We start from the raw sequence: 20,010 nt of genomic DNA, 5'->3' as shown, positions 1-20,010 counted from the left end.
TCCCGCCTGGGTAAATGAGAAGTGATTCTAACCCGAGCATTTGGGTAGCATTAGCCCTTTCGCTTTCAGACCCCAGGGTTTCCATGCGTATCCATGTGTCGTTCATCGATCGTGTCGGCATCACCCAGGAAGTCCTGGCGTTGCTCGGTGCCCGCAATCTCAACCTGGACGCCGTGGAGATGGTGCCGCCCAACGTCTACATCGATGCGCCGACCCTAAGCGCGGCGGTGCTGGAGGAATTGCGCGCCGCCCTGCTCACCGTGGTCGGGGTGGAGGCGGTACGGGTGGTGGACATCCTGCCCGGCCAGCGCCGATCTCTGCAGCTTGATGCCCTGCTCGCCGCCATGGCTGATCCGGTGCTGGCAGTAGACGGTGAGGGCCGCATCCTGCTGGCCAATCCGGCCTTTGCCGCCCTCGCGGGCGAAGACAGCGGCCATACCCTGGCCGAACTCTTCAACGACAGCGAATTGCCCAGTGAACTGCTGGACCAGGGCTTTCGCCTGCCGCTGCGCGAGGTGGTGCTGCGCGGCCAGGCGCTTCTGCTGGACGCCACGCCCATTGGCGAGCCGGTCGGCGGCCTGGCCGGCGGGCTGCTGACCCTCTATGCCCCAAGCCGGATCGGTGGCCGCCTCTCGGCGCTGCGCCATGACACCCCCGAGGGCTTCGATTCGCTGCTCGGCGACTGCGCCGCCATCCGCACCCTCAAGGCTAGGGCCCAGCGATTAGCGGCCCTAGAGGCGCCGTTGCTCATCCTCGGCGAGACCGGCACCGGCAAGGAACTGGTCGCGCGTGCTTGCCACGCCGCCAGCGCCCGCCGCGAGGCGCCCTTTCTGGCGCTGAACTGCGCGGCCCTGCCGGAGAGCCTGGCCGAGAGCGAACTGTTCGGCTATGCCCCGGGCGCCTTCACCGGCGCCCAGCGCGGCGGCAAGCCGGGCCTGCTGGAGCTGGCCGACCAGGGCACGGTGTTTCTGGACGAGGTCGGGGAGATGTCGCCCTATCTGCAGGCCAAGTTGCTGCGGTTTCTCTCGGATGGCACGTTTCGCCGCGTTGGCGGGGCCCAGGAAACCAAGGTCAATGTGCGCATTCTCGCCGCCACCCATCGCGATCTGCAGGCCATGGTCGCGGCCGGCACCTTTCGCGAAGACCTCTTCTATCGCCTCAATGTGCTCAGCCTGCAGGTGCCGGCGTTGCGCGAGCGTGGCCAGGACATCCTGCTGCTGGCGCGGCACTTCCTGCAGCAGGCCTGCGCCCAGATCGGTCGACCGCCGTGTCGCCTGGCCCCGGCCACCTACGGCGTGCTGCTGGGCAATGCCTGGCCGGGCAACGTCCGGCAATTGCAGAACATCCTCTTTCGCGCCGCCGCCATCAGCGAGAGCGGCCAGATCGACGTCGACGACCTCGACCTGGCCGGCACCGCGGTGGCCGGCCAGGTCGAGACCGAGGTCAGCACCCTGGAGGCCGCCGTCCAGGGCTACGAGGCGGCGCTGCTGGAGCGGCTCTATCCGCAGTATCCGTCCAGTCGCCAGCTGGCCGCGCGCCTGCAGACATCCCACTCGGCCATCGCCATGCGCCTGCGGCGTTACGGCATCCCACGGCGCTAGAGGCCGCGGGCGTCTGGATCAGCGCAGGACGTTGGTCTTGGCCAGATCCACTACCTCGCTGCCACGCCCGCTCATCACCGCGCGCAGCATGTAGAGGCTGAAGCCCTTGGCCTGGGCGGCCTCGATCTTCGGTGGCAGCGACAGCTCCTGCTTGGCGATGCGTACATCCACCAGCGCCGGGCCGGGGTGGGCGAAGGCCTCCTCTAGGGTGGCATCGAGCAAGCTGGCGGATTCCACCTTCCAGCCGCGCACGCCGCAGGCCTCGGCCACCTGGGCAAAGTTGACGCCACCAAGGTCCGTAGTCTCATCAATCATGCCGGCAGCCTTCATCTCCATCGCGACGAAGCCCAGGGAAGCGTTGTCGTAGACGATGACCTTGACCGGCAGCTTTTCGCTGGCCAAGGTAGCCAGCTCGCCCAGCAGCATGGACAGCCCGCCGTCGCCGGCCAGCGCCACCACCTGGCGATTGGGATAGGCCGCCTGCAGACCCATGGCTTGGGGCAGGGCATTGGCCATGGAGCCGTGGGTGAAGGAGCCGCCCAGCTTGCGCTCGAAATTCATCGCCAGGTAGCGCGCCGCCCACACTGTGGGGGTGCCGACATCGCAGGTGAAGAGGGCGTCCGCTGCGGCCAGTTCGCTGACGCGGGTGGTGACATACTGCGGATGCAGTGGCTCGCCATCGGCCGTAGCGGTAGCCAGTTCGTCCAGCTCGGCGCGGGTCTTGCGGTAGTGCTGCTGGGCCTTTTCCAGGAAGCGGCCGTGGCCGTTGGGCTTGAGCCGCGGCAAGAGGGCGTCCAAGGTGGCACGGACATCGCCCACCAACCCCTTGAGCAGCGGGGTACGCACGCCCAGGTGGGCGCCGCGCACGTCGATCTGTACCACCCGACCGTGATCCGGGAAGAAGTTGCGATAGGGGAAATTGCTGCCCAGCATTAGCAGCAGGTCGCACTCCTTGAGCGCGTGATAGCCGGAGGAAAAACCGATCAGGCCGGTCATGCCCACGCCATAGGGATTGGAGTACTCAATATGGGCCTTGCCGCGCAGCGCATGGACCACCGGCGCCTGCAGCCGCTCCGCCAGGGCCACCACCTGGGCATGGGCACCGGCGCAACCGGCGCCGCAGAGCAGGGTGATGCGCTTTTCGCCGGCCAGCAACTCGGCCAGGGCATCCAGCTCGGCTTCCGGCGGGACCACCACCGGACGCACCGGCTCGCTCCACTGGGCTTCCTTGAGCGGCGCCTCGGCCAGGGCCACGTCGCCGGGAATCACCACCACCGACACCGAGCGATTGAGAATGGCCGAGCGCATGGCGGTCTCGAGGATGCGCGGCAGCTGCTCGGGATGGGAGACCACCTCGCAGAAGTCGCTGCAGTCGCGGAACAGCCGCTCCGGGTGGGTCTCCTGGAAATAGCCCAGACCGATCTCGCTGGAGGGAATCTGGGCGGCGATGGCCAGCACCGGCGCGCCGCTGCGCTGGGCATCGAAAAGGCCATTGATCAGGTGCAGGTTACCCGGGCCACAGGAGCCGGCGCACACCGCCAGGCGCCCGCTGGTGTCGGCCGCGGCACTGGCGGCGAAGGCAGCGGCTTCCTCATGACGCACCCCGCGCCAGCGGATGCGATCGCGCTTGCGCAGGCTTTCGGTGAGGCCGTTGAGCGAATCGCCCGGCAGGCCCCAGATGGTGTCCACACCAGCAGCTTCGAGGGTGGCGACGAGCAGATCGGCAACGGTTTTCACAGCCATGACAAAGACTCCAGACAAGGATGGGAGAGGGCAAAGCCGCTTGGCAGAGGTCTTGTTGTGCCTTCTTGGTCCGATGAAGCAGGGCGGAAGTTCGCGACCATCCTGGCGTTTCGCCCGGTGAACGGTAGGCGCGCCCTCTGCAGGTGCGGCGATAATTGCGGTCGGCCTCTCTCGACAAGGAACGTCTCTGTGCTGTCCGCCTACCTCAGCGGGTTTCCCGCCTTCCTGCTCTATCTATTGCTGTCCCTGGCCCTGCTCGGGTTGTTCTGCGTGCTTTACGCCTGGCTCACGCCCCACCGCGAGTGGCAACTGATTCGCGCCGACGTGCCCGCCGTGGCCCTGGCTTTCGGTGGCAGCCTGCTCGGTTTCGTCCTGCCCCTGGCCGGTGCCATGCGGGTAGCGGTGAGCCTGACCGATTTCCTGCTCTGGGCGGTCATCGCCCTGGTCACCCAGTTGCTGGCCTTCCAGCTGCTGCGCCTGGGCCTGCCCGGGCTGCCACAGCGCCTGGCGGCCAACGAGATGGCCAGCGGCATCCTTGCGGCCTGCTTCGCCATCGCCGTGGGCGTGCTCAACGCTGCCGCCATTACCGGTTGAGGGCGGGTCATGAAACGCAGCCAAGCACTCAAACTGGTCCTCATCGGCGCCCCGGTGCTGACCCTGGCCTGGTGCACCAGTCGGCCTACCACCGGCTATACCTACGAGACAGCGGAGCAATGCACGCGCGATGGTGTCTTCAGTGGCAGCGTCTGCGCCCGCGAGTACGCCAATGCGCGTAGTGCCCACGCCCTGCAGGCACCGCGCTATGGACAGCGGGGCGATTGCGAGGCGGATTTCGGTACGGAGCGCTGCGATGGGCCGCAGCCTTATTACTCGCCGCGGATGTCGGGCTTCCTGATCAATCGCGACCCGGCTTCCGGTGGCGATCTGCCCGACGTGGACCTGGATCGCGACCGGCGTCGTGCCAGTCAGCCGCTCTACCGCTCCCTGGACGATCCCGGCACCTGGCGTACGGGCAGCAACGTCGCCGTGGCCGATCACAGTGGTCGGGTCTCGGTGGCTCGCGCGGCCCAGACGGTAGATGCTGGACGCTTCGTCAGCCGTGGTGGTTTCGGCCAGGCCGCGGCGGCACGCGCCAGCAGCGGGGGTTAGTCATGCAACGCATCGCCTTCAGCGAACGCCCCGACTGGCGCCAACAGGCCGAGGCTCTGGGCTTCGCCTTCCATACCTTCGACGGCGAACCCTACTGGGACGAGACCGCCGCCTACCGTTTTAGCCTGCGGCAGATCGAGGACGATATCGAGGCGCCCACAGCCGAGTTGCATGAGCTGTGCCTGGCCCTGGTGGATCTCATCGTCGAGCGTGAAGAGCTGCTGGAGCGGCTGCAGATCCCGCGCTTCTTCTGGGATCACCTGCGCATCAGCTGGCGGCGCCGTGAACCCTCGCTCTATGGCCGGATGGACCTCTGCTACAGCGGCCAGGGTCCGGCCAAGTTGTTCGAACTCAACTACGACACCCCCACCTCGCTCTACGAGGCAGCCTTTTTCCAGTGGCTGTGGCTGGAGCAGCAACGTGAACGCGGCGTACTGCCGTCTACTGCCGACCAGTACAATCTGATCCAGGAGCGATTGATCGAGACCCTGGCGGAGCTGGGTGTGCCGCAGCCGCTGTACCTGGCCGCGGTGCGTGATTCGCTGGAGGATCGCGGCACTGTCGACTACCTGCGCGACTGCGCGACTCAGGCCGGCCTGGATGCTCGTTTTCTGGCCATGGAGGACATCGGCCTGGAGCGTTCGGGGACCTTTGTCGATCTCCAGGGCCATTCCATCTTCAGCCTGTTCAAGCTCTATCCCTGGGAGCACCTGCTGGAAGACCCCTTCGGCGCGGCGATCCCTACCAGCGGTACCCGCTTCGTCGAGCCTCCCTGGAAGGCATTGCTCAGCAACAAGGGCATCCTGGCGCTGCTCTGGGAACAGCACCCGGGGCATCCTAATCTGCTGCGCACCTATTTCGACGCCCGACCCAGCACGCACCTGGCGCCGGGCTGGGTGCGCAAGCCACTGTTCTCCCGGGAGGGTGCCAATGTGACCCTGCACACTAGCGATGGGCGCCAGGTGACCGTCGCGGGTCCCTATAGCGGGGCGACCATTCGCCAGGCCTGCCAGCCGCTGCCCTGCTTCGACGGCCACTACCCGGTACTGGGCAGCTGGGTAGTGGGCAATCGGGCCTGTGGCATGGGCATCCGCGAAGACCGCTCGCTGATCACCCAGGACAGTTCGCGCTTTCTGCCGCACTTCATCCTCGACTGACGGCGCGACGCTCGAAACGGTGCAGGTAGGCTGTCGGACCCTAGAGGACAGCTAAAGTCGTATTGATATCGATACGGTGTTCGATAAACGTTACGGCTGGGTGGCTTCTCTTGTCCTTTCGTAACGATTTCGTTACGGCACGATAGGGGTCCTTCAGTTAAACCCCTGAAAACGCTGGACTTTGTTCCTGGCATTACCCTTGCACTACCAGACACATCTATCCATCAGGACAAAGGTCCGCAGGAGTCTGGCAATGGGTCTGCGCTATACCGAAGAACACGAATGGCTGCGTCAGGAAGCCGATGGCAGCATTACCGTCGGCATCACCGACTATGCTCAGGAGTCGCTCGGCGACCTGGTCTTCGTGCAACTGCCGGAGCTGCGCAGCTACGCCCAGGGCGATGAAGTGGCGGTGCTGGAGTCGGTCAAGGCCGCCAGCAACATCACCATGCCGCTGGACGGCGAGGTCCTGGCGGTCAACGAGGCGCTCAACGATGCGCCCGAGACCATCAACAGCGATCCGCTGAACGCCGGCTGGTTCTTTCGCTTCCAGCCCGCCAATGCCGACGCCTTCTCCGCGCTGCTCGACGAAGCCGCCTATCAGCACCTGATCAAGGGGTAAGACCGCCATGTCGCTGCACGACACCCTCAGCACCGCCGACGAATTCGTCCCGCGCCACATCGGTCCGCGCGAGCTGGACGAGATCGCCATGCTGAACCTGCTCGGCTACGAATCTCTGGAGGCCATGACCGCCCAGGTGATCCCCGAGAGCATCAAGGGCACCAGCGTGCTGGACCTGCCCGCCGGACTGTCCGAAGCCGACGCCCTGGCCGAGTTGCGCACCATCGCCGGCAAGAATCGCCTGCTCAAGAGCCTGATCGGTCAGGGCTACTACAACACCCACACCCCGGCGCCGATCCTGCGCAACCTGCTGGAAAATCCGGCCTGGTACACCGCCTACACCCCCTACCAGCCGGAGATCTCCCAGGGTCGCCTAGAGGCGTTGCTCAACTTCCAGACGCTGATAGGCGATCTCACCGGCATGCCGGTGGCCAACGCCTCGCTGCTGGACGAGGGCACCGCCGCCGCCGAGGCCATGACCTTCTGCAAACGCCTGGCGAAAAACAAGGCCAGCGCCTTCTTCGCATCCGTGCATTGCCATTCGCAGACCCTGGACGTCCTGCGTACCCGCGCCGAGCCCCTGGGCATCGAGGTGGTGGTGGGCGTGGAAACCGAGATCGAGAACCACGGCCGCTTCTTTGGTGCGCTGTTCCAGTACCCCATGACCACCGGCGAGATCCGTGACTACCGGGAGAGCATCCAGGCCTTCCAGGCCGCCGGTGCCCTGGTGGCCATGGCCGCCGACCTGCTGGCGCTGACCCTGCTCACCCCGCCCGGCGAGCTGGGCGCGGACGTGGCCATCGGCACCGCCCAGCGCTTTGGCGTACCGCTCGGTTTCGGCGGTCCGCACGCGGCGTACTTCGCCACGCAGGACAAGTACAAGCGCGACATGCCCGGTCGTGTCGTCGGCGTCTCCATCGACCGCCACGGCAACCCGGCCTATCGCCTGGCGCTGCAGACCCGCGAGCAGCACATCCGCCGCGAGAAGGCCACCAGCAACATCTGCACCGCCCAGGTGCTCCTGGCCAACATCGCCAGCATGTACGCGGTCTATCACGGTCCCGAAGGCCTGACCCGCATCGCCACCCGGGTGCAGCGTCTGACCAGTCTGCTGGCCGCCGGCCTGCAGCGCCTGGGCCACGAGACCCAGCACACCGCCTTCGACACCCTGACCTTGGTGTTCGGCGCGCGCACCGCCGCCTTGCACGAGTCCGCCCGTGCCCGTGGCTACAACCTGCGTGAAGTCAGCGCCGAGGTCCTGGGCGTGTCCCTGGACGAGACCAGCACCCTGGCCGATGTCCAGGCGCTGCTGGAGATCCTGGCCGACGGCAAGCCCGCACCCCAGGTCGCCGAGCTGGGCGATGCACAGGGCGTGGAAGTGCCCGCGGCGCTGCAGCGCCAGTCGGCCTTCCTGACCCATCCGGTGTTCGCCAGCCACAGGTCCGAGACCGAGCTGATGCGCTACCTGCGCAAGCTGGCGGACAAGGACCTGGCGCTGGATCGCACCATGATCCCGCTGGGCTCCTGCACCATGAAGCTCAACGCCGCCAGCGAGATGATCCCGGTCACCTGGGCCGAGTTCGGCGGTATCCACCCCTTCGCCCCGGCCGACCAGGCCGAGGGCTATGCCCAGCTCACCACCGAGCTGGAAGCCATGCTCTGCGCCGCCACCGGCTATGACGCCGTCTCCCTGCAGCCCAACGCCGGCTCCCAGGGCGAGTACGCCGGCCTGCTGGCCATCCGTGCCTATCACGCGAGCCGTGGTGAGAGTGAGCGCGACGTCTGCCTGATCCCGGCCTCGGCCCATGGCACCAACCCGGCCACCGCCAGCATGGTCGACATGCGCGTGGTGGTGGTGGCCTGCGACAAGCGCGGCAACGTCGATCTCGACGACCTGCGCGCCAAGGCCGAGCAGCACAGCGAGCGCCTGGCCGCGCTGATGATCACCTATCCGTCCACCCACGGGGTGTTCGAAGAGGCCATCCGCGAGATCTGCCAGGTGGTCCATGACCACGGTGGCCAGGTCTATATCGACGGCGCCAACATGAACGCCATGGTCGGTCTCTGCGCCCCGGGCCAATTCGGCGGCGACGTCTCCCACCTCAATCTGCACAAGACCTTCTGCATCCCCCACGGCGGCGGCGGTCCGGGCGTCGGCCCCATTGGCGTCAAAGCGCACCTGGCGCCCTTCCTGCCCGGCCATGCCCGGCTGGAACGCAAGGAAGGCGCGGTCTGCGCGGCGCCCTACGGCAGCGCCAGCATCCTGCCGATCTCCTGGATGTACCTGAAGATGATGGGCAGCGCCGGTCTGACCCGCGCCTCACAAATCGCCATCCTCAGCGCCAACTACATCGCCCGCCGGCTGGAAGAGCACTATCCGGTGCTCTACAGCGGCACCGGTGGCCTGGTGGCCCACGAGTGCATCCTCGACCTGCGTCCGCTCAAGGACAGCAGCGGCGTGACCGTGGACGACGTGGCCAAGCGCCTGATCGACTTCGGTTTCCATGCCCCGACCATGTCCTTCCCAGTGGCCGGCACCCTGATGATCGAGCCCACCGAGAGCGAGTCCAAGCAGGAACTGGATCGCTTCTGCGACGCCATGATCGCCATCCGCGAAGAGATCCGCGCCCTGGAAGCCGGCAACCTGGATCCCCAGGACAACCCGCTGAAGAACGCGCCGCACACCGCGCGTGAACTGGCGGGCGAGTGGACCCACCCCTACAGCCGCGAGCAGGCGGTCTTCCCGCTGCCGAGCCTGGTGGATGGCAAGTACTGGCCGCCGGTAGCACGCATCGACAACGTCTACGGCGATCGCAACCTGGTCTGCTCCTGCCCGCCGATCGAAGCCTACGGCGAGGCCTGAGCCCTTACCCCGGCCCTTTTCCCCCTGGGAAAGCGGCCGGGGTAAGTGATGACCGAATCACCCATAGTTGCGACCCATCAGTCCAGTGCTTGCCCGCTCCTCCTCGAGGGGCGAGCAAGCCGCCACCCGACACGGAGCCCCACCATGTCCCTGCTCAAGACTTCGCTGCACGCCCTGCACCTGGAACTCGGCGCCCGCATGGTGCCCTTCGCCGGCTACGAGATGCCGGTGCAATACCCGCTCGGCGTGCTCAAGGAGCACCAGCACACCCGCGCCCAGGCCGGGTTGTTCGATGTGTCCCACATGGGCCAGGTCCTGCTCGAAGGCGAAGAAGCCGCCGAGGCGCTGGAGACCCTGGTGCCGGTCGACATCATCGACCTGCCCAGCGGCATGCAGCGCTATGCCCTGCTGACCGACGACAACGGCGGCATCCTCGACGACCTCATGGTCGCCAACCTGGGTGACTGCCTCTACCTAGTGGTCAACGCCGCCTGCAAGGAAGCCGACCTCGCCCATCTGGAAAAGCACCTGGGCGATCGCTGCCAAGTGCTGCCGCAATTCGACCGCGCCCTGCTGGCCCTGCAAGGTCCCGCCGCTGCCGCGGTGCTCGCGCGCCTGGCGCCGGAGGTGGCGGAGATGACTTTCATGCAGGTCCGCCGCGTCAAGCTGCTGGACCAGCCCTGCATCGTCAGTCGCAGTGGCTACACGGGCGAAGACGGCTACGAGATCTCGGTGCCGAGCGCCGCTGCCGAAGCCCTGGCGCGCCATCTGCTGGCCGAGCCGGAAGTCGAGGCCATCGGCCTGGGCGCCCGCGACTCCCTGCGCCTGGAAGCCGGTCTATGCCTCTATGGCCATGACATGGATGCCGGCACCACGCCGGTGATGGCCAACCTGGGGTGGGCGCTGTCGAAGGTGCGTCGTGAAGGCAACGGTCGCGCCGGCGGTTTTCCCGGTGCCGACCGCATCTTCGCCGAGCAACGCGAGGGCGTGAGCCGCAAGCGCGTCGGCCTGCTGGTACAGGAGCGGGTGCCGGTGCGCGAAGGCGCGGAGCTAGTGGATGCCAACGGTGCCAGCATCGGCCGTGTTACCAGTGGCGGCTTTGGCCCGACTCTGGGTGCGCCGGTGGCCATGGGGTATGTCGATAGCGACTTTGCCGCCCTCGATACCCAGTTGTTTGCCGTGGTGCGCGGCAAACAGGTGCCGGTCAAGGTCGCCAAGACCCCCTTCGTGCCACAGCGGTATTACCGCGGTTGATCTGAGTGTTGGGCTTCGCGTTGCTCAACTCAACCTACGAGCGCGTGCCGTAGGTTGGGTTGAGCGCCAGCGAAGCCCAAAGCCCCCTCACGCCACCGGATAATCCCGAAACACCGACAGGGCCTCCGCTTCGGTGGTCAGGGCCTCCAGTGTCGGGTAGTTACGCCGCTCGATCAGTCCCGGCAGGGCGAAGTGCAGGAAGGTCCAGGCCACCGCCGTGTCGATGGCATCCTGGCCGATGCTGTCTTCACCCAGCGGCGGACGCGGGCCCAGCCAGGTCTTGTCCAGGGCGCCACAGGCCGCGCGCAATTGTCCCTCCACCCGCTGCTGCCAGGGCGCATGGCGTTTCTCTTCCGGTCGCAGGTCACGCTCGTACACCAGCTGCACCGCCTTCTCGGACAGGGCCAGCGCCAGGCCGCTGCGACCGAGGGCGGTTGCCCGGGCCGCATGGCCCGCAGGAAGCAACTGCCGGCTACCGCAGGCGAGGTGCTGGGCGTAGTTCAGGATCAGCGACGAATCCATCAGCCGCTGGCCGTCCAGGCAGATCAGCGTGGGCGCCTTGAGCACCGGATTGAAGCTGCGAAAGCGCTCGACCTCGCGAAACAGCGACACCTGGCGCAGTTCGAAGGGCAGCACCAGCAGGCGCAGGGAGATCGCGACTCGCCGCACATAGGGGGAGTCGAGCATGCCAATGAGTTGCATGGGGGCATCCTGTCAGAAAGAGTGAATCCTGTTTCACGTGGAACGTCACCCCTGTTGCGCGTTTCACGCCCGGTGCCGCTCTGGACAAGACATTAAGGATTCGACGAAGCTACTTCCAGCGAGAAAATCTGACGGAATAGTTAAGGAAGTCTTACATGTCGCGCGTACCGCCGCTGAATGCTCTGCGCTGCTTCGAAGCGGTAGCTCGTCTGGGCAGCGTGACCCGCGCCGCCACCGAATTGCATCTCACCCATGCCGCGGTGAGCCAGCAGGTGAAGGGCCTGGAGCACCAGCTGGGCATGGTGCTGTTCGAGCGCCAGGGGCGCGGGATCGAGGTCACCGGTGACGGTCGCGTCTATGCCGAGCAGGTCCGCCAGTTGCTCGAGGATCTGGGCGAAGCCACGCGGCGACTGCAGGCCCGGCCACGCCGCAACGAACTGGTGTTCGCCACCTTTCCCTCCTTCGCCACCCACTGGCTGCTGCCGCGACTGCCACGTTTTCGCGCCCTGCACCCGGAATATCGCATCCGCATCCAGACCAGCCTGGATTTCCAGGATCTGCGCCAGGGCATGGTGGATATCGGGGTGCGCATGGGGGAGGGACAGTGGGATGGCCTGACGGCGTTGCGGCTGTTCCAGGACGATGTGCTGCTGGTAGCGGCGCCTGGTTACAACGGTGGGCAACTGCCGCGCAGCCTGGACGAGGCCCTCACGCAGCCGCTATTGCACACGGAGGAAACCTGGCTGCACTGGGGCGAAACGGCCGGTCTAGGCGAAGCGGCGCCCAATCGCGGCATCAGCGTGAACGATTCCAACGTGGTACTGGAGGCGCTACGCCTTGGTCAGGCGCTGGCGCTGGAGCGGCGCAGCCTGGTGCAGGCCGCGCTGAACGAGGGGCGTCTGGTCCAGCTCAGTCCGGTGACGGCGCCCTATCCCTATGCCTACTGGCTGGTCTGGCCGGAACGTGCCGAATCGGCGGACAAGCAGGAGCGCTTCAGCGCCTGGATCCAGGCCGAGGTCGCGACCTATCTGGCCGCGCTGGAGGCGCCGACGCCCGCTTAGGGCGTCGGGCGGAGCGTCTTAGCGCAGCAGCAGCTTGCGACGGCCGTCCGGCCAGACTTCCCAGAGTTGATCGTTGATGCGCTGCACCTGGCTGGTGGTCCGGCGCATGGCCGAAATGCTGGCGCGCAGGGCCTGGCCGCTGGCGGTATCCACGAAATTTCCGGCGCCGGTGCTCTCGGCCGTGGCGCGATCCATAGCTACAGTGTTCATTGACGCCTCCCAGAGCTCGGCTAAAGACGGCGAAAGTGCCGTAGCCCAAGGACCGGCCGTCACGGGCAAGATTCCGCTCCCCCGGTAGCAGCCGTTCAAGCTGTGATCCACGTCCTAAGGGCGCTGTGGCCTGTTGGGCGAATTTGCGCCAAGACCGTTTTCTGTACGGATATACAGATTAGTTCTTGCGCAGGTCGCGCAGGCTTTGCATCCTGTGGCGATTCCCCTCGCGCGACGCCCGCCATGCAGCTGTATCTCTGCGAAAAACCTTCCCAGGCCAAGGACATCGCCCGTGTCCTCGGCGCCACGCGCCGTGGCGAGGGCTGCCTGCAGGGGCAGGGTGTGACCGTCACCTGGTGCATCGGTCATCTGCTGGAAACGGCGCCACCGGATGCCTATGACGCCCGCTACAAGCGCTGGTCGCTGGACGACCTGCCCATCGTCCCCGAGCAGTGGAAGCTGCAGGTCAAGAAGACCACCGGCAGCCAGTTCAAGGCGGTCAAGCGCCTGCTCGGCGAGGCCAGTGAGCTGGTGATCGCCACCGATGCCGATCGCGAGGGCGAGATGATCGCCCGCGAGCTGGTGGAACATTGCCGCTATCGCGGGCCGATTCGCCGGCTGTGGCTGTCGGCGCTGGACGATATCTCCATCCGCCGCGCCTTGGCCGCGCTCAAGCCCGGTGCCGAGACCTATGGACTCTATCAGTCCGCCCTGGGGCGTTCGCGCGCCGACTGGCTGATCGGCATGAACATGAGCCGGCTGTTCACCCTGCTGGGACGTCGCTCCGGCTACCAGGGCGTACTCTCGGTCGGGCGGGTGCAGACCCCGACCCTGCGCTTGGTGGTGGACCGCGACCGCGCCATCGCCGCCTTCGTGCCAATGCCTTTCTGGACCGTGGAGGCGACCCTGGAGGCCTCGGGCAGTCGCTTTCAGGCCCAATGGCAGCCGCCAGAGGACGTCTGTGACGACCAGGGGCGCTGCCTCAAGCCCGAGGTGGCCCAGGCCGCGGCGCGGGCCATCGAGGCGGCCGGGCAGGCCCGGCTGGTCAAGCTCAAGACCGAACGCATCCGTGAGGCAGCGCCCTTGCCCTTCGATCTGGGCACCCTGCAGGAGGTCTGCTCCAAGCGCCTCAACCTGGGCGCCCAGCAGACCCTGGACGTGGCCCAGGCGCTCTATGAAAAGTACAAGCTGATCACCTATCCACGCAGCGACTGCGGCTACCTGCCGCTGTCCCAGCACGCCGAGGCGCCGGCGCTGCTGGCCGCCTTGCTGGGCGCCGACAACAGTCTCGTCCCCCTGCGCGATCACCTGGACGCCAGTCGCCGCTCGCGGGCCTGGAACGATGCCAAGGTCAGCGCCCACCACGGCATCATCCCGACCCTGGTGACCCGCGACCTGGGGCGTTTGAGTCCGCAGGAGCGCAACGTCTATGGCCTGATCCGTGCCCGTTACCTGGCGCAGTTCCTGCCGCAGCACGAATTTGATCGTACCCAGGCCGACTTCGAGGCCGGTGGCGAACGCCTGCGCGCCACCGGCAAGCGGCTGGTGGAACCGGGCTGGCGGCGCGCCTTGCCCGAGTCGCTCACGCCGCCCAAGGGCCGTGAGGCCCCGCCGCCCCAGGCGCTGCCCGAGTTGCGCGAGGGGGAGTCCTATCCGGTGGTGGAGGTGCGCTGCCGGGATCAACTGACCCAGCCGCCCAAGCCCTTCACCGAGGGCGATTTGATCAAGGCGATGAAAAATGTCGCCAAGCTGGTGGAGGATCCGGCTCTCAAGCAGAAGCTCAAGGACACCACCGGCATCGGCACCGAGGCGACCCGCGCCAGCATCATCCAGGGCTTGCTGGACCGCGGCTATATGGTCAAGCAGGGCAAGGCCCTGGCGGCGACGCCGGCGGCCTTCGGCCTGATCGACGCCGTGCCTCGGGCCATCGCCGATCCGGGTACCACGGCGCTCTGGGAGCAGGCACTGGATCGGGTGCAGGAAGGCGAATTGAGCCTCGCGGAATTCGTCACCAAGCAATCGGCCTGGATGGGCAAGCAGGTCGAGCGCTGCCTTGGCCTGACCCTGACCATCAGCGGACCGCCGCCGGCGGGCAAGGGTGCGCCTTGGAAGAAGAAGCGGCGTACGGGCGGGGCCAAGGCCAAGCCGGGTGGCGCACCAACGCGGGTGCGCAAGCCGAGGGTCAAGCCTGGCTGAGGGCGGTGTGGAGATCAGGAGGTATAGTCACCGGAGCTGGTCTTAGCTTGGGTATCGCTAATCGCTATCGCGGTAACACTGGAACAACATCGAGGCCCATGTCTGGAGGAAGAGCCCACTACCGCTCCAGACCGCCCCCTCTCCCCAGGGGAGAGGGTTGGGGTGAGGGCGCAAAGCCCCGTGCCCGCGTCTTATTTCTTCTCGAACGCCGCCGCGGCAGTGGCATAGGCCGCTTCGTGATAGTCGAACTCGGCGGACTGCACCAGCAGGGTTTCTTCGTCCTCGGTGAAGGCAATTACCGGGCGGTAGGAAAGGCCGTCGGCCTTGATTTCAGCTTCGTCGATGAGCTTGGAAAGATCGAAGGCGAAGTCACCACAGATGGCCTTGGCCTGGGCGTCGGTGATGCCGTGCTTCTTCAGGGCATCGCGCAGCAGGGTGCTCCACTGGTATTGAAACTGGATACCCAGTTTGGCGTAGCTGGGACCGTAGTCGATTTCCATGAGTGTGTAACCGGGGCTTGGGAGGAGGGGGCGAACTCGCCACAGCGGCCAGCGAAATGACCGTTGTGAGTGCTGCCGGTGGCACTACGATGGCGTGCCCCAAAGCCCAGGCAAAGGGGGGCGGGCCGGACGGCCAAATCTAATGACCGAGAGGCCCGCACCCAGGGACGAGCGGTTATTCGTGGACGATGCGCGAGTGATCGCGGGTGTCTTTCATGAGGACGTAGACCAGCAGCGAGCAGGCGATGCAGCCGGTCACGTACCAGTAGTAGCCGCTTTCCATGCCGATGCTCTTGAACCACAGCGCCAGGTATTCGGCGGTGCCGCCGAAGATGGACACGGTCAGCGCATAGGGCAGGCCGACGCCCAAGGCGCGGATCTCGGTGGGGAACAGCTCGGCCTTCACCACGGCGTTGATCGAGGTGTAGAAGCTGACGATCACCAGCGCCACCATGATCAGGCCGAAGGCGCCCCACCAAGTGGTGACGCTACCCAGGGCGGTCAGGATCGGATAGGTGAACAGCGTGCCGAGCACGCCGAAGGCGATCAGCACCGGGCGCCGGCCGACGCGATCGGAGAGGGCGCCGACGACGGGCTGCAGCAGCATGAACAGGAACAGCGTCGCCGCCGAGATGGAGGTGGCGTCGGTCTTGCTCATGCCCACCGAGTTGACCAGGTACTTCTGCATGTAGGTGGTGTAGGTGTAGAAGGCCAGGGTGCCACCCATGGTCAGGCCGACCACGGTGAGGAATTCCTTGGGATGGCGCGCCAGGGTGCGCATCAGGGATTCCTTGGGCTTCTCGGCCTTCTTGAAGGAGCTGGTCTCTTCCATGCCGCGGCGCAGATAGAGCGCGGTCACGGCGCAGGCGGCGCCGATCAGGAAGGGAATGCGCCAGCCCCAGCTTTCCAGCTGTTCGACGGTCAGGGTCTGTTGCAGCACGATCAGGGTGGCCAGGGCCAGCAGCTGACCGGAGATCAGGGTGACGTACTGGAAGCTGGAGTAGAAGCCACGGCTTTCCTTGGTCGCCATCTCGCTCAGGTAGGTGGCGGAGGTGCCGTATTCACCGCCGACTGAGAGGCCCTGCAGCAGCCGCGCCAGCACCAGCATGATGGGGGCAGCGACACCGATGGTGGTGTAGCTGGGGGTGAGGGCGATGATCAAGGAGCCTGCGCACATCATGATCACCGAGACCATCAGCGCGGACTTGCGGCCGGCCTTGTCGGCATAGAGGCCCATCAGCCAACCGCCGATGGGGCGCATGAGAAAGCCCACGGCAAAGATGGCGGCCACGTTGAGCAGCTGGGCGGTCTGGTCGCCCTTGGGAAAGAAGGCCTTGGCGAAATACAGTGAGAAGGCGGCGTAGACGTACCAGTCGTACCATTCGACCAGGTTGCCGACGGAACCGCTGAAGATGGACTTGATGCGCTGCGAGGTAGTCTTGGGCGCGGTCTGGCCGGCCGCGAGGGTAGCGGTGCTATCCACAGGGGTGTTCCTCTTGTCGTTGTTATTAGGGCGCTCGGGGCGTCGACAAGGGCTATAGCAGGGCGCGTGCCAGGTCGCGAAGCCGCATTCTGACTGGGTTTTGCCAGGGCGGATCGGCGAAAGATCGCCGAAAGCCGGTGGGCAATGAGCGGATTTCCGCCGATGGCGCCTCAGTCGTCGTCGCGAAAGTCGGCGCGCACCAGGCCATGGCGTTGCATCTTCTCGTTGAGGGTGCGCCGTGGCAGTTGCAACTCGTCCATTACCGCCTTGATCTCGCCGCCGTGGCGGGCCAGGGCGGCGCGCAGGCACTGGGCCTCGAAGGCTTCCAGCTGATCGGCCAGGGAATTGCCCTGGGCGGTCGGCGGCGCGCCCAGGCCGAGGACCTCGCGTTCGGCGGCGTTGGCCAGTTCGCGGACATTGCCCGGCCAGCCGTGACCCAGCAGCTGGGCCAGTCGCGCCGCGCCGGGCGGGGTGACCGGGCGCCCCAGGCGGGCGCCGGCCTCGGCGAGAAAGTGATCGAACAGCAGCGGGATGTCTTCGCGTCGCGCCCGCAGCGGCGGCAGGTGCAGCTCGGCGACATTGAGGCGATAGGCCAAGTCTTCGCGAAAGCGCCCGGCGCGCGCCTCTTCCAGCAGGTCCGGCTTGGTGGCGGCGACGATGCGCAGGTCCAGGGCGATGCTCTGGTTGGAGCCGAGGCGCTCCAGGCGTTGCTCCTGCAGCACCCGCAAGAGCTTGACCTGCTGCGCCAGGGGCATGCTTTCGATCTCGTCGAGAAACAGGGTGCCGCCGTTGGCGTATTCCAGCTTGCCGATGCGCCGGCCCTGGGCACCGGTGAAGGCGCCGCTCTCATGGCCGAACAATTCGCTCTCGAACAGCTGCTCGGGGATGGCCGCGCAATTGAGCGCGACAAAGGCCTTGCCGGCCCGGGGACCGAAGTCATGCAGGCAACGGGCGACCAGTTCCTTGCCGCTGCCGGTCTCGCCGCGCAAGAGCACGTTGACCGGGGTCGGTGCCAGGTCGAGGATCTGCTGGCGCAGGCGGACGATGCCGGGCGAGACGCCGAGCAGCCGACGGGCGAGGGCGCTCTGGTCATCGACCCGGCGGTGCAGCTGGCGGTTCTCTAGCACCAGCCGGCGCTTTTCCAGGGCGCGGCCGAGATCGCCGAGCAGTGCCTCGGGGCTGAAGGGCTTTTCCAGGAAGTCGTAGGCGCCCTGACGCATGGCGCTGACGGCCAGGGCGACGTCGCCGTGGGCAGTGAGCAGGATCACCGGTAGGTCGGCATCCAGGGCCTGCAGCCGGCCCAACAGGGCCAGGCCGTCCATGCCGGGCATGCGCACGTCGCTGACCACCACGCCGGCGAAATCCGGGGTCACCGCCGCCAGGCAGTCCTCGGCGCGGGCGAACAGCCGCACCTGATGCCCCGACAGCTCCAGCCACTGGCGCACCGCTTCGCGGATGCTGGCTTCGTCGTCGACCAGATAGACCTGGGCTTGCATGGGGGCGTCCTCTCGCGGCTGGTGCGCGGTTACCTTGCCCGAACGGCACGGGGCGGTCGAGTCATCCGAAGGAATGAACGTAGCGGGCAGCGGAATAGACCCGGGGGCCGCGCAGTGATTTCAGCTTGGGCCAGTGCGGCAAGCCGCAGGCGACTAGGGGGAGGGAGACGCTTCTTGGCCGCAGGAGGCTACCGGCAGCCGAAGCCTGAAGACCGCGCCTTCGGTGTCGTTCGTGGCCGTCAGGCTGCCGCCCTGGGCCTGGACGATGGCCGAGGACACCGCCAGCCCCAGCCCCAGGCCTTCGCCGACCGGCTTGGTGGTAAAGAAGGGATCGAACACCTGGTCGAGGTGCTCGGCGGCGATGCCGCCACCGTTGTCGGCCACCTCCAGCAACCAGCTGTCCCCCTCTTGCACGAGGCTGACCGCAACCTGCGGCTTCGGTCGTTCGGCCACGGCGTCCAGGGCATTGCGCAGCAGATTGACCAGCACCTGCTCCAGGCGAATCGGATCGCCCAGCAGCCAGGCCGGGCGCGGCAGTTCCAAGTTCAATTCGACAGCCAGCTCGGCGCGCCGCGCCTCCAGCAACTCCAGCGCCTGATCCACTACCCGGGCCAGATCGACCCGCTCGCGCAGACCGGCAGGGGTCTTGCGGGCATAGGTCTTGAGGTGGGCGGTCAAGCCGCTCATGCGGGTGAGCAGGCCATCGAGGCGTTCCAGGGCGGCGCGGGCCTCGTCCAGCCGGCCGTGGTCCAGCAGCAGCCGCAGACTGGCCAGGTGCATGCGCTGGGCGGTGAGCGGCTGGTTGAGTTCATGCACCAGGGCTGCCGACATCTGCCCCAGGGCGGCCAGCTTGGCGGCCTGCACCAGGCCATCCTGGGCGGTGCGCAACTCGGCGGTGCGGGCTTCCACCAGTTGCTCCAGCTCCAGTCGACTGCGCTGGCGCAGGCGTAGCAGCCGCCGCCGCTGCACCAGCAGCAGGCCGGCGCAGACCAGCAGCAGCCAGGCGCAGCCGGCGGCCAGGGCGGCGCCCAGGCCGCTGCCCTGCAGCTCCCGGGTCGGTCTGATCAGGTGCAGGGTCCAGCCTTCGCTGGGCAGCGGCAGGCTGTCCCAGAGGTAGTCGGCGCTGCCTTCGGGCGCCTCGATACGGGCCACCTGGCGCTGGTCGTCCAAGACCACCTGTTGGCTATGCAGCAGCGGTTGCAGGGTGCGTCTGTCGTACTGCCGGGTGGTGGCCAGTTCGGCGCGTTCGGCGGGCGTCAGCTCGCGCAGCAGGCGATAGCGCCAGGCCGGCCGGTTGGCGGCAAAGACCACGCCGCGCGCATCGCTCACCAGCAAGACCTCGGGGTGCTCGCCCCAGCGCGCCTCGATGGCGGGAAATTCCAGCTTGACCACCACGGCGCCGAGAAAGCGGCCCTGGGCGTCCAGCACCGCGTGGGAGAGGAAATAGCCGGGAATGCCGGTGGTGACCCCCACGGCATAGAAGCGGCCGCTGCCGCCCGCGAGGGTCTCGCGGAAATAGGGCCGGAAGCCGTAGTTATGGCCGACGTAGCTGGTGGGCAGCCGCCAGTTGCTGGCGCCGATGGCCAGGCCGCTGCGGTCCAGCACCTCCAGGGTCGAGGACTGGGCAGCGGCATTGAGTCGTTCCAGCTTGAGATTGAGGCGCTCGGTGGCGGCGGCATCGGGTGGCGTGGTGAGGGCGGCGATCAGCTCGGGATCCTGGGCCAGCACCGCGGGCAGGGCGCGAAAGCGATCGATCAGGGTCTGCAGGCTGCTGGCATGCAGGCGCAACTGTTCCTGGCCGAGCAGGCTGGCCTCTGCCAGGCTCGCCCGTTCGGCGCGCTGCCAGGCCAGCACGCTGACCAGCAGACCGCCGAGCAGGGCGAGCAACAGGACCGGCAGCAGGCGCAGGGCTGGAGGCATGACAAGGGACCGTGACAGGGATGGCCGGACGATAGCACGGCGGGGCGGCGGCG

Annotated in this window: 16 protein-coding genes; 9 read left to right on the top strand and 7 right to left on the bottom strand. The window is 66.9% G+C overall.

Annotated elements, in window-relative coordinates; all coding sequences use genetic code 11:
- Positions 1-83 precede the first annotated feature (83 nt).
- Positions 84-1,601: a sigma-54-dependent transcriptional regulator gene (locus tag BMZ43_RS17335; protein ID WP_093255175.1), complete on the top strand. Its 1,518-nt coding sequence runs from the start codon at positions 84-86 to the stop codon at positions 1,599-1,601.
- A gap of 18 nt (positions 1,602-1,619) precedes the next feature.
- On the opposite strand, the gene poxB is transcribed toward BMZ43_RS17335, so the two are convergent.
- Positions 1,620-3,344, bottom strand: coding sequence for a ubiquinone-dependent pyruvate dehydrogenase (poxB, locus tag BMZ43_RS17330; protein WP_093255172.1), 1,725 nt, complete (start codon positions 3,342-3,344; stop codon positions 1,620-1,622).
- 189 nt (positions 3,345-3,533) lie between these two features.
- Between poxB and BMZ43_RS17325 the strand changes: the two genes are divergently transcribed.
- The 6 genes from BMZ43_RS17325 to gcvT all read left to right on the top strand — a co-directional run bounded on the left by BMZ43_RS17325 (position 3,534) and on the right by gcvT (position 10,389).
- Entirely contained in the window at positions 3,534-3,938 is a 405-nt protein-coding gene (locus tag BMZ43_RS17325) for a DUF350 domain-containing protein (RefSeq protein WP_058791768.1), read from the top strand.
- Between the two features lie 9 nt (positions 3,939-3,947).
- Positions 3,948-4,493: a DUF1190 domain-containing protein gene (locus tag BMZ43_RS17320; protein WP_093255169.1), complete on the top strand. Its 546-nt coding sequence runs from the start codon at positions 3,948-3,950 to the stop codon at positions 4,491-4,493.
- A gap of 2 nt (positions 4,494-4,495) precedes the next feature.
- The gene (locus BMZ43_RS17315) at positions 4,496-5,650 is read left to right on the top strand and encodes a glutathionylspermidine synthase family protein (RefSeq protein ID WP_093255166.1); all 1,155 of its coding nucleotides are present in this window, start codon (positions 4,496-4,498) and stop codon (positions 5,648-5,650) included.
- 253 nt (positions 5,651-5,903) lie between these two features.
- Positions 5,904-6,272, top strand: a complete 369-nt coding sequence (gene gcvH, locus BMZ43_RS17310) for a glycine cleavage system protein GcvH (RefSeq protein ID WP_093255163.1) — start codon at positions 5,904-5,906, stop codon at positions 6,270-6,272.
- Positions 6,273-6,279: 7 nt separating this feature from the next.
- Positions 6,280-9,135: an aminomethyl-transferring glycine dehydrogenase gene (gcvP, locus tag BMZ43_RS17305; RefSeq protein WP_093255160.1), complete on the top strand. Its 2,856-nt coding sequence runs from the start codon at positions 6,280-6,282 to the stop codon at positions 9,133-9,135.
- A 144-nt stretch (positions 9,136-9,279) separates the two neighbouring features.
- A complete protein-coding gene (gene gcvT, locus BMZ43_RS17300; RefSeq protein ID WP_093255157.1) occupies positions 9,280-10,389 on the top strand; it encodes a glycine cleavage system aminomethyltransferase GcvT in 1,110 nt (369 codons plus the stop codon).
- An 87-nt stretch (positions 10,390-10,476) separates the two neighbouring features.
- On the opposite strand, the gene BMZ43_RS17295 is transcribed toward gcvT, so the two are convergent.
- Positions 10,477-11,091 carry a glutathione S-transferase gene (locus tag BMZ43_RS17295; RefSeq protein ID WP_093255154.1) on the bottom strand — a complete coding sequence of 205 codons (615 nt, stop codon included), beginning with the start codon at positions 11,089-11,091 and terminating at the stop codon, positions 10,477-10,479.
- Positions 11,092-11,246: 155 nt separating this feature from the next.
- On the opposite strand from BMZ43_RS17295, the gene BMZ43_RS17290 reads away from it, so the two are divergent.
- Positions 11,247-12,152: a LysR substrate-binding domain-containing protein gene (locus tag BMZ43_RS17290; protein WP_093255151.1), complete on the top strand. Its 906-nt coding sequence runs from the start codon at positions 11,247-11,249 to the stop codon at positions 12,150-12,152.
- 18 nt (positions 12,153-12,170) lie between these two features.
- Here the strand turns inward: BMZ43_RS17290 and BMZ43_RS26115 are convergent, their stop codons facing one another.
- Positions 12,171-12,362: a hypothetical protein gene (locus tag BMZ43_RS26115; protein ID WP_133860042.1), complete on the bottom strand. Its 192-nt coding sequence runs from the start codon at positions 12,360-12,362 to the stop codon at positions 12,171-12,173.
- A 243-nt stretch (positions 12,363-12,605) separates the two neighbouring features.
- On the opposite strand from BMZ43_RS26115, the gene BMZ43_RS17285 reads away from it, so the two are divergent.
- Complete coding sequence (locus tag BMZ43_RS17285) at positions 12,606-14,558, top strand: DNA topoisomerase III (RefSeq protein ID WP_093255148.1); 1,953 nt, start codon at positions 12,606-12,608, stop codon at positions 14,556-14,558.
- 191 nt (positions 14,559-14,749) lie between these two features.
- Here BMZ43_RS17285 and BMZ43_RS17280 read toward each other — a convergent pair whose 3' ends face one another.
- The 4 genes from BMZ43_RS17280 to BMZ43_RS17265 form a co-directional block, all read right to left on the bottom strand.
- Complete coding sequence (locus BMZ43_RS17280) at positions 14,750-15,058, bottom strand: hypothetical protein (protein WP_017642364.1); 309 nt, start codon at positions 15,056-15,058, stop codon at positions 14,750-14,752.
- Between the two features lie 175 nt (positions 15,059-15,233).
- On the bottom strand, positions 15,234-16,541 hold the full coding sequence (locus tag BMZ43_RS17275; RefSeq protein WP_093255145.1) for an MFS transporter: 1,308 nt from the start codon (positions 16,539-16,541) through the stop codon (positions 15,234-15,236).
- Between the two features lie 170 nt (positions 16,542-16,711).
- The gene (locus tag BMZ43_RS17270; protein ID WP_093255142.1) at positions 16,712-18,037 is read right to left on the bottom strand and encodes a sigma-54-dependent transcriptional regulator; all 1,326 of its coding nucleotides are present in this window, start codon (positions 18,035-18,037) and stop codon (positions 16,712-16,714) included.
- 153 nt (positions 18,038-18,190) lie between these two features.
- The gene (locus tag BMZ43_RS17265) at positions 18,191-19,957 is read right to left on the bottom strand and encodes a sensor histidine kinase (protein ID WP_093255139.1); all 1,767 of its coding nucleotides are present in this window, start codon (positions 19,955-19,957) and stop codon (positions 18,191-18,193) included.
- Positions 19,958-20,010: the final 53 nt, after the last annotated feature.

Source organism: Pseudomonas sp. Snoq117.2, assembly GCF_900110545.1.
Taxonomy (GTDB): domain Bacteria; phylum Pseudomonadota; class Gammaproteobacteria; order Pseudomonadales; family Pseudomonadaceae; genus Chryseomonas; species Chryseomonas benzopyrenica.
The sequence above is the reverse complement of the archived record's forward strand: the minus strand, read 5'-3'. Positions and strand labels throughout refer to the sequence as shown.

Excerpts from the sequence above, each read along its gene's own strand:
- BMZ43_RS17290 (WP_093255151.1), top strand. The coding sequence starts at position 11,247 with ATGTCGCGCGTACCGCCGCTGAATGCTCTGCGCTGCTTCGAAGCGGTA.
- BMZ43_RS17335 (WP_093255175.1), top strand. The coding sequence starts at position 84 with ATGCGTATCCATGTGTCGTTCATCGATCGTGTCGGCATCACCCAGGAA.
- BMZ43_RS17320 (WP_093255169.1), top strand. The coding sequence starts at position 3,948 with ATGAAACGCAGCCAAGCACTCAAACTGGTCCTCATCGGCGCCCCGGTG.
- gcvT (WP_093255157.1), top strand. The coding sequence starts at position 9,280 with ATGTCCCTGCTCAAGACTTCGCTGCACGCCCTGCACCTGGAACTCGGC.
- BMZ43_RS17285 (WP_093255148.1), top strand. The coding sequence starts at position 12,606 with ATGCAGCTGTATCTCTGCGAAAAACCTTCCCAGGCCAAGGACATCGCC.
- BMZ43_RS17295 (WP_093255154.1), bottom strand. The coding sequence starts at position 11,091 with ATGCAACTCATTGGCATGCTCGACTCCCCCTATGTGCGGCGAGTCGCG.
- gcvH (WP_093255163.1), top strand. The coding sequence starts at position 5,904 with ATGGGTCTGCGCTATACCGAAGAACACGAATGGCTGCGTCAGGAAGCC.
- BMZ43_RS17265 (WP_093255139.1), bottom strand. The coding sequence starts at position 19,957 with ATGCCTCCAGCCCTGCGCCTGCTGCCGGTCCTGTTGCTCGCCCTGCTC.
- BMZ43_RS26115 (WP_133860042.1), bottom strand. The coding sequence starts at position 12,362 with ATGAACACTGTAGCTATGGATCGCGCCACGGCCGAGAGCACCGGCGCC.
- gcvP (WP_093255160.1), top strand. The coding sequence starts at position 6,280 with ATGTCGCTGCACGACACCCTCAGCACCGCCGACGAATTCGTCCCGCGC.
- poxB (WP_093255172.1), bottom strand. The coding sequence starts at position 3,344 with ATGGCTGTGAAAACCGTTGCCGATCTGCTCGTCGCCACCCTCGAAGCT.
- BMZ43_RS17315 (WP_093255166.1), top strand. The coding sequence starts at position 4,496 with ATGCAACGCATCGCCTTCAGCGAACGCCCCGACTGGCGCCAACAGGCC.
- BMZ43_RS17270 (WP_093255142.1), bottom strand. The coding sequence starts at position 18,037 with ATGCAAGCCCAGGTCTATCTGGTCGACGACGAAGCCAGCATCCGCGAA.
- BMZ43_RS17280 (WP_017642364.1), bottom strand. The coding sequence starts at position 15,058 with ATGGAAATCGACTACGGTCCCAGCTACGCCAAACTGGGTATCCAGTTT.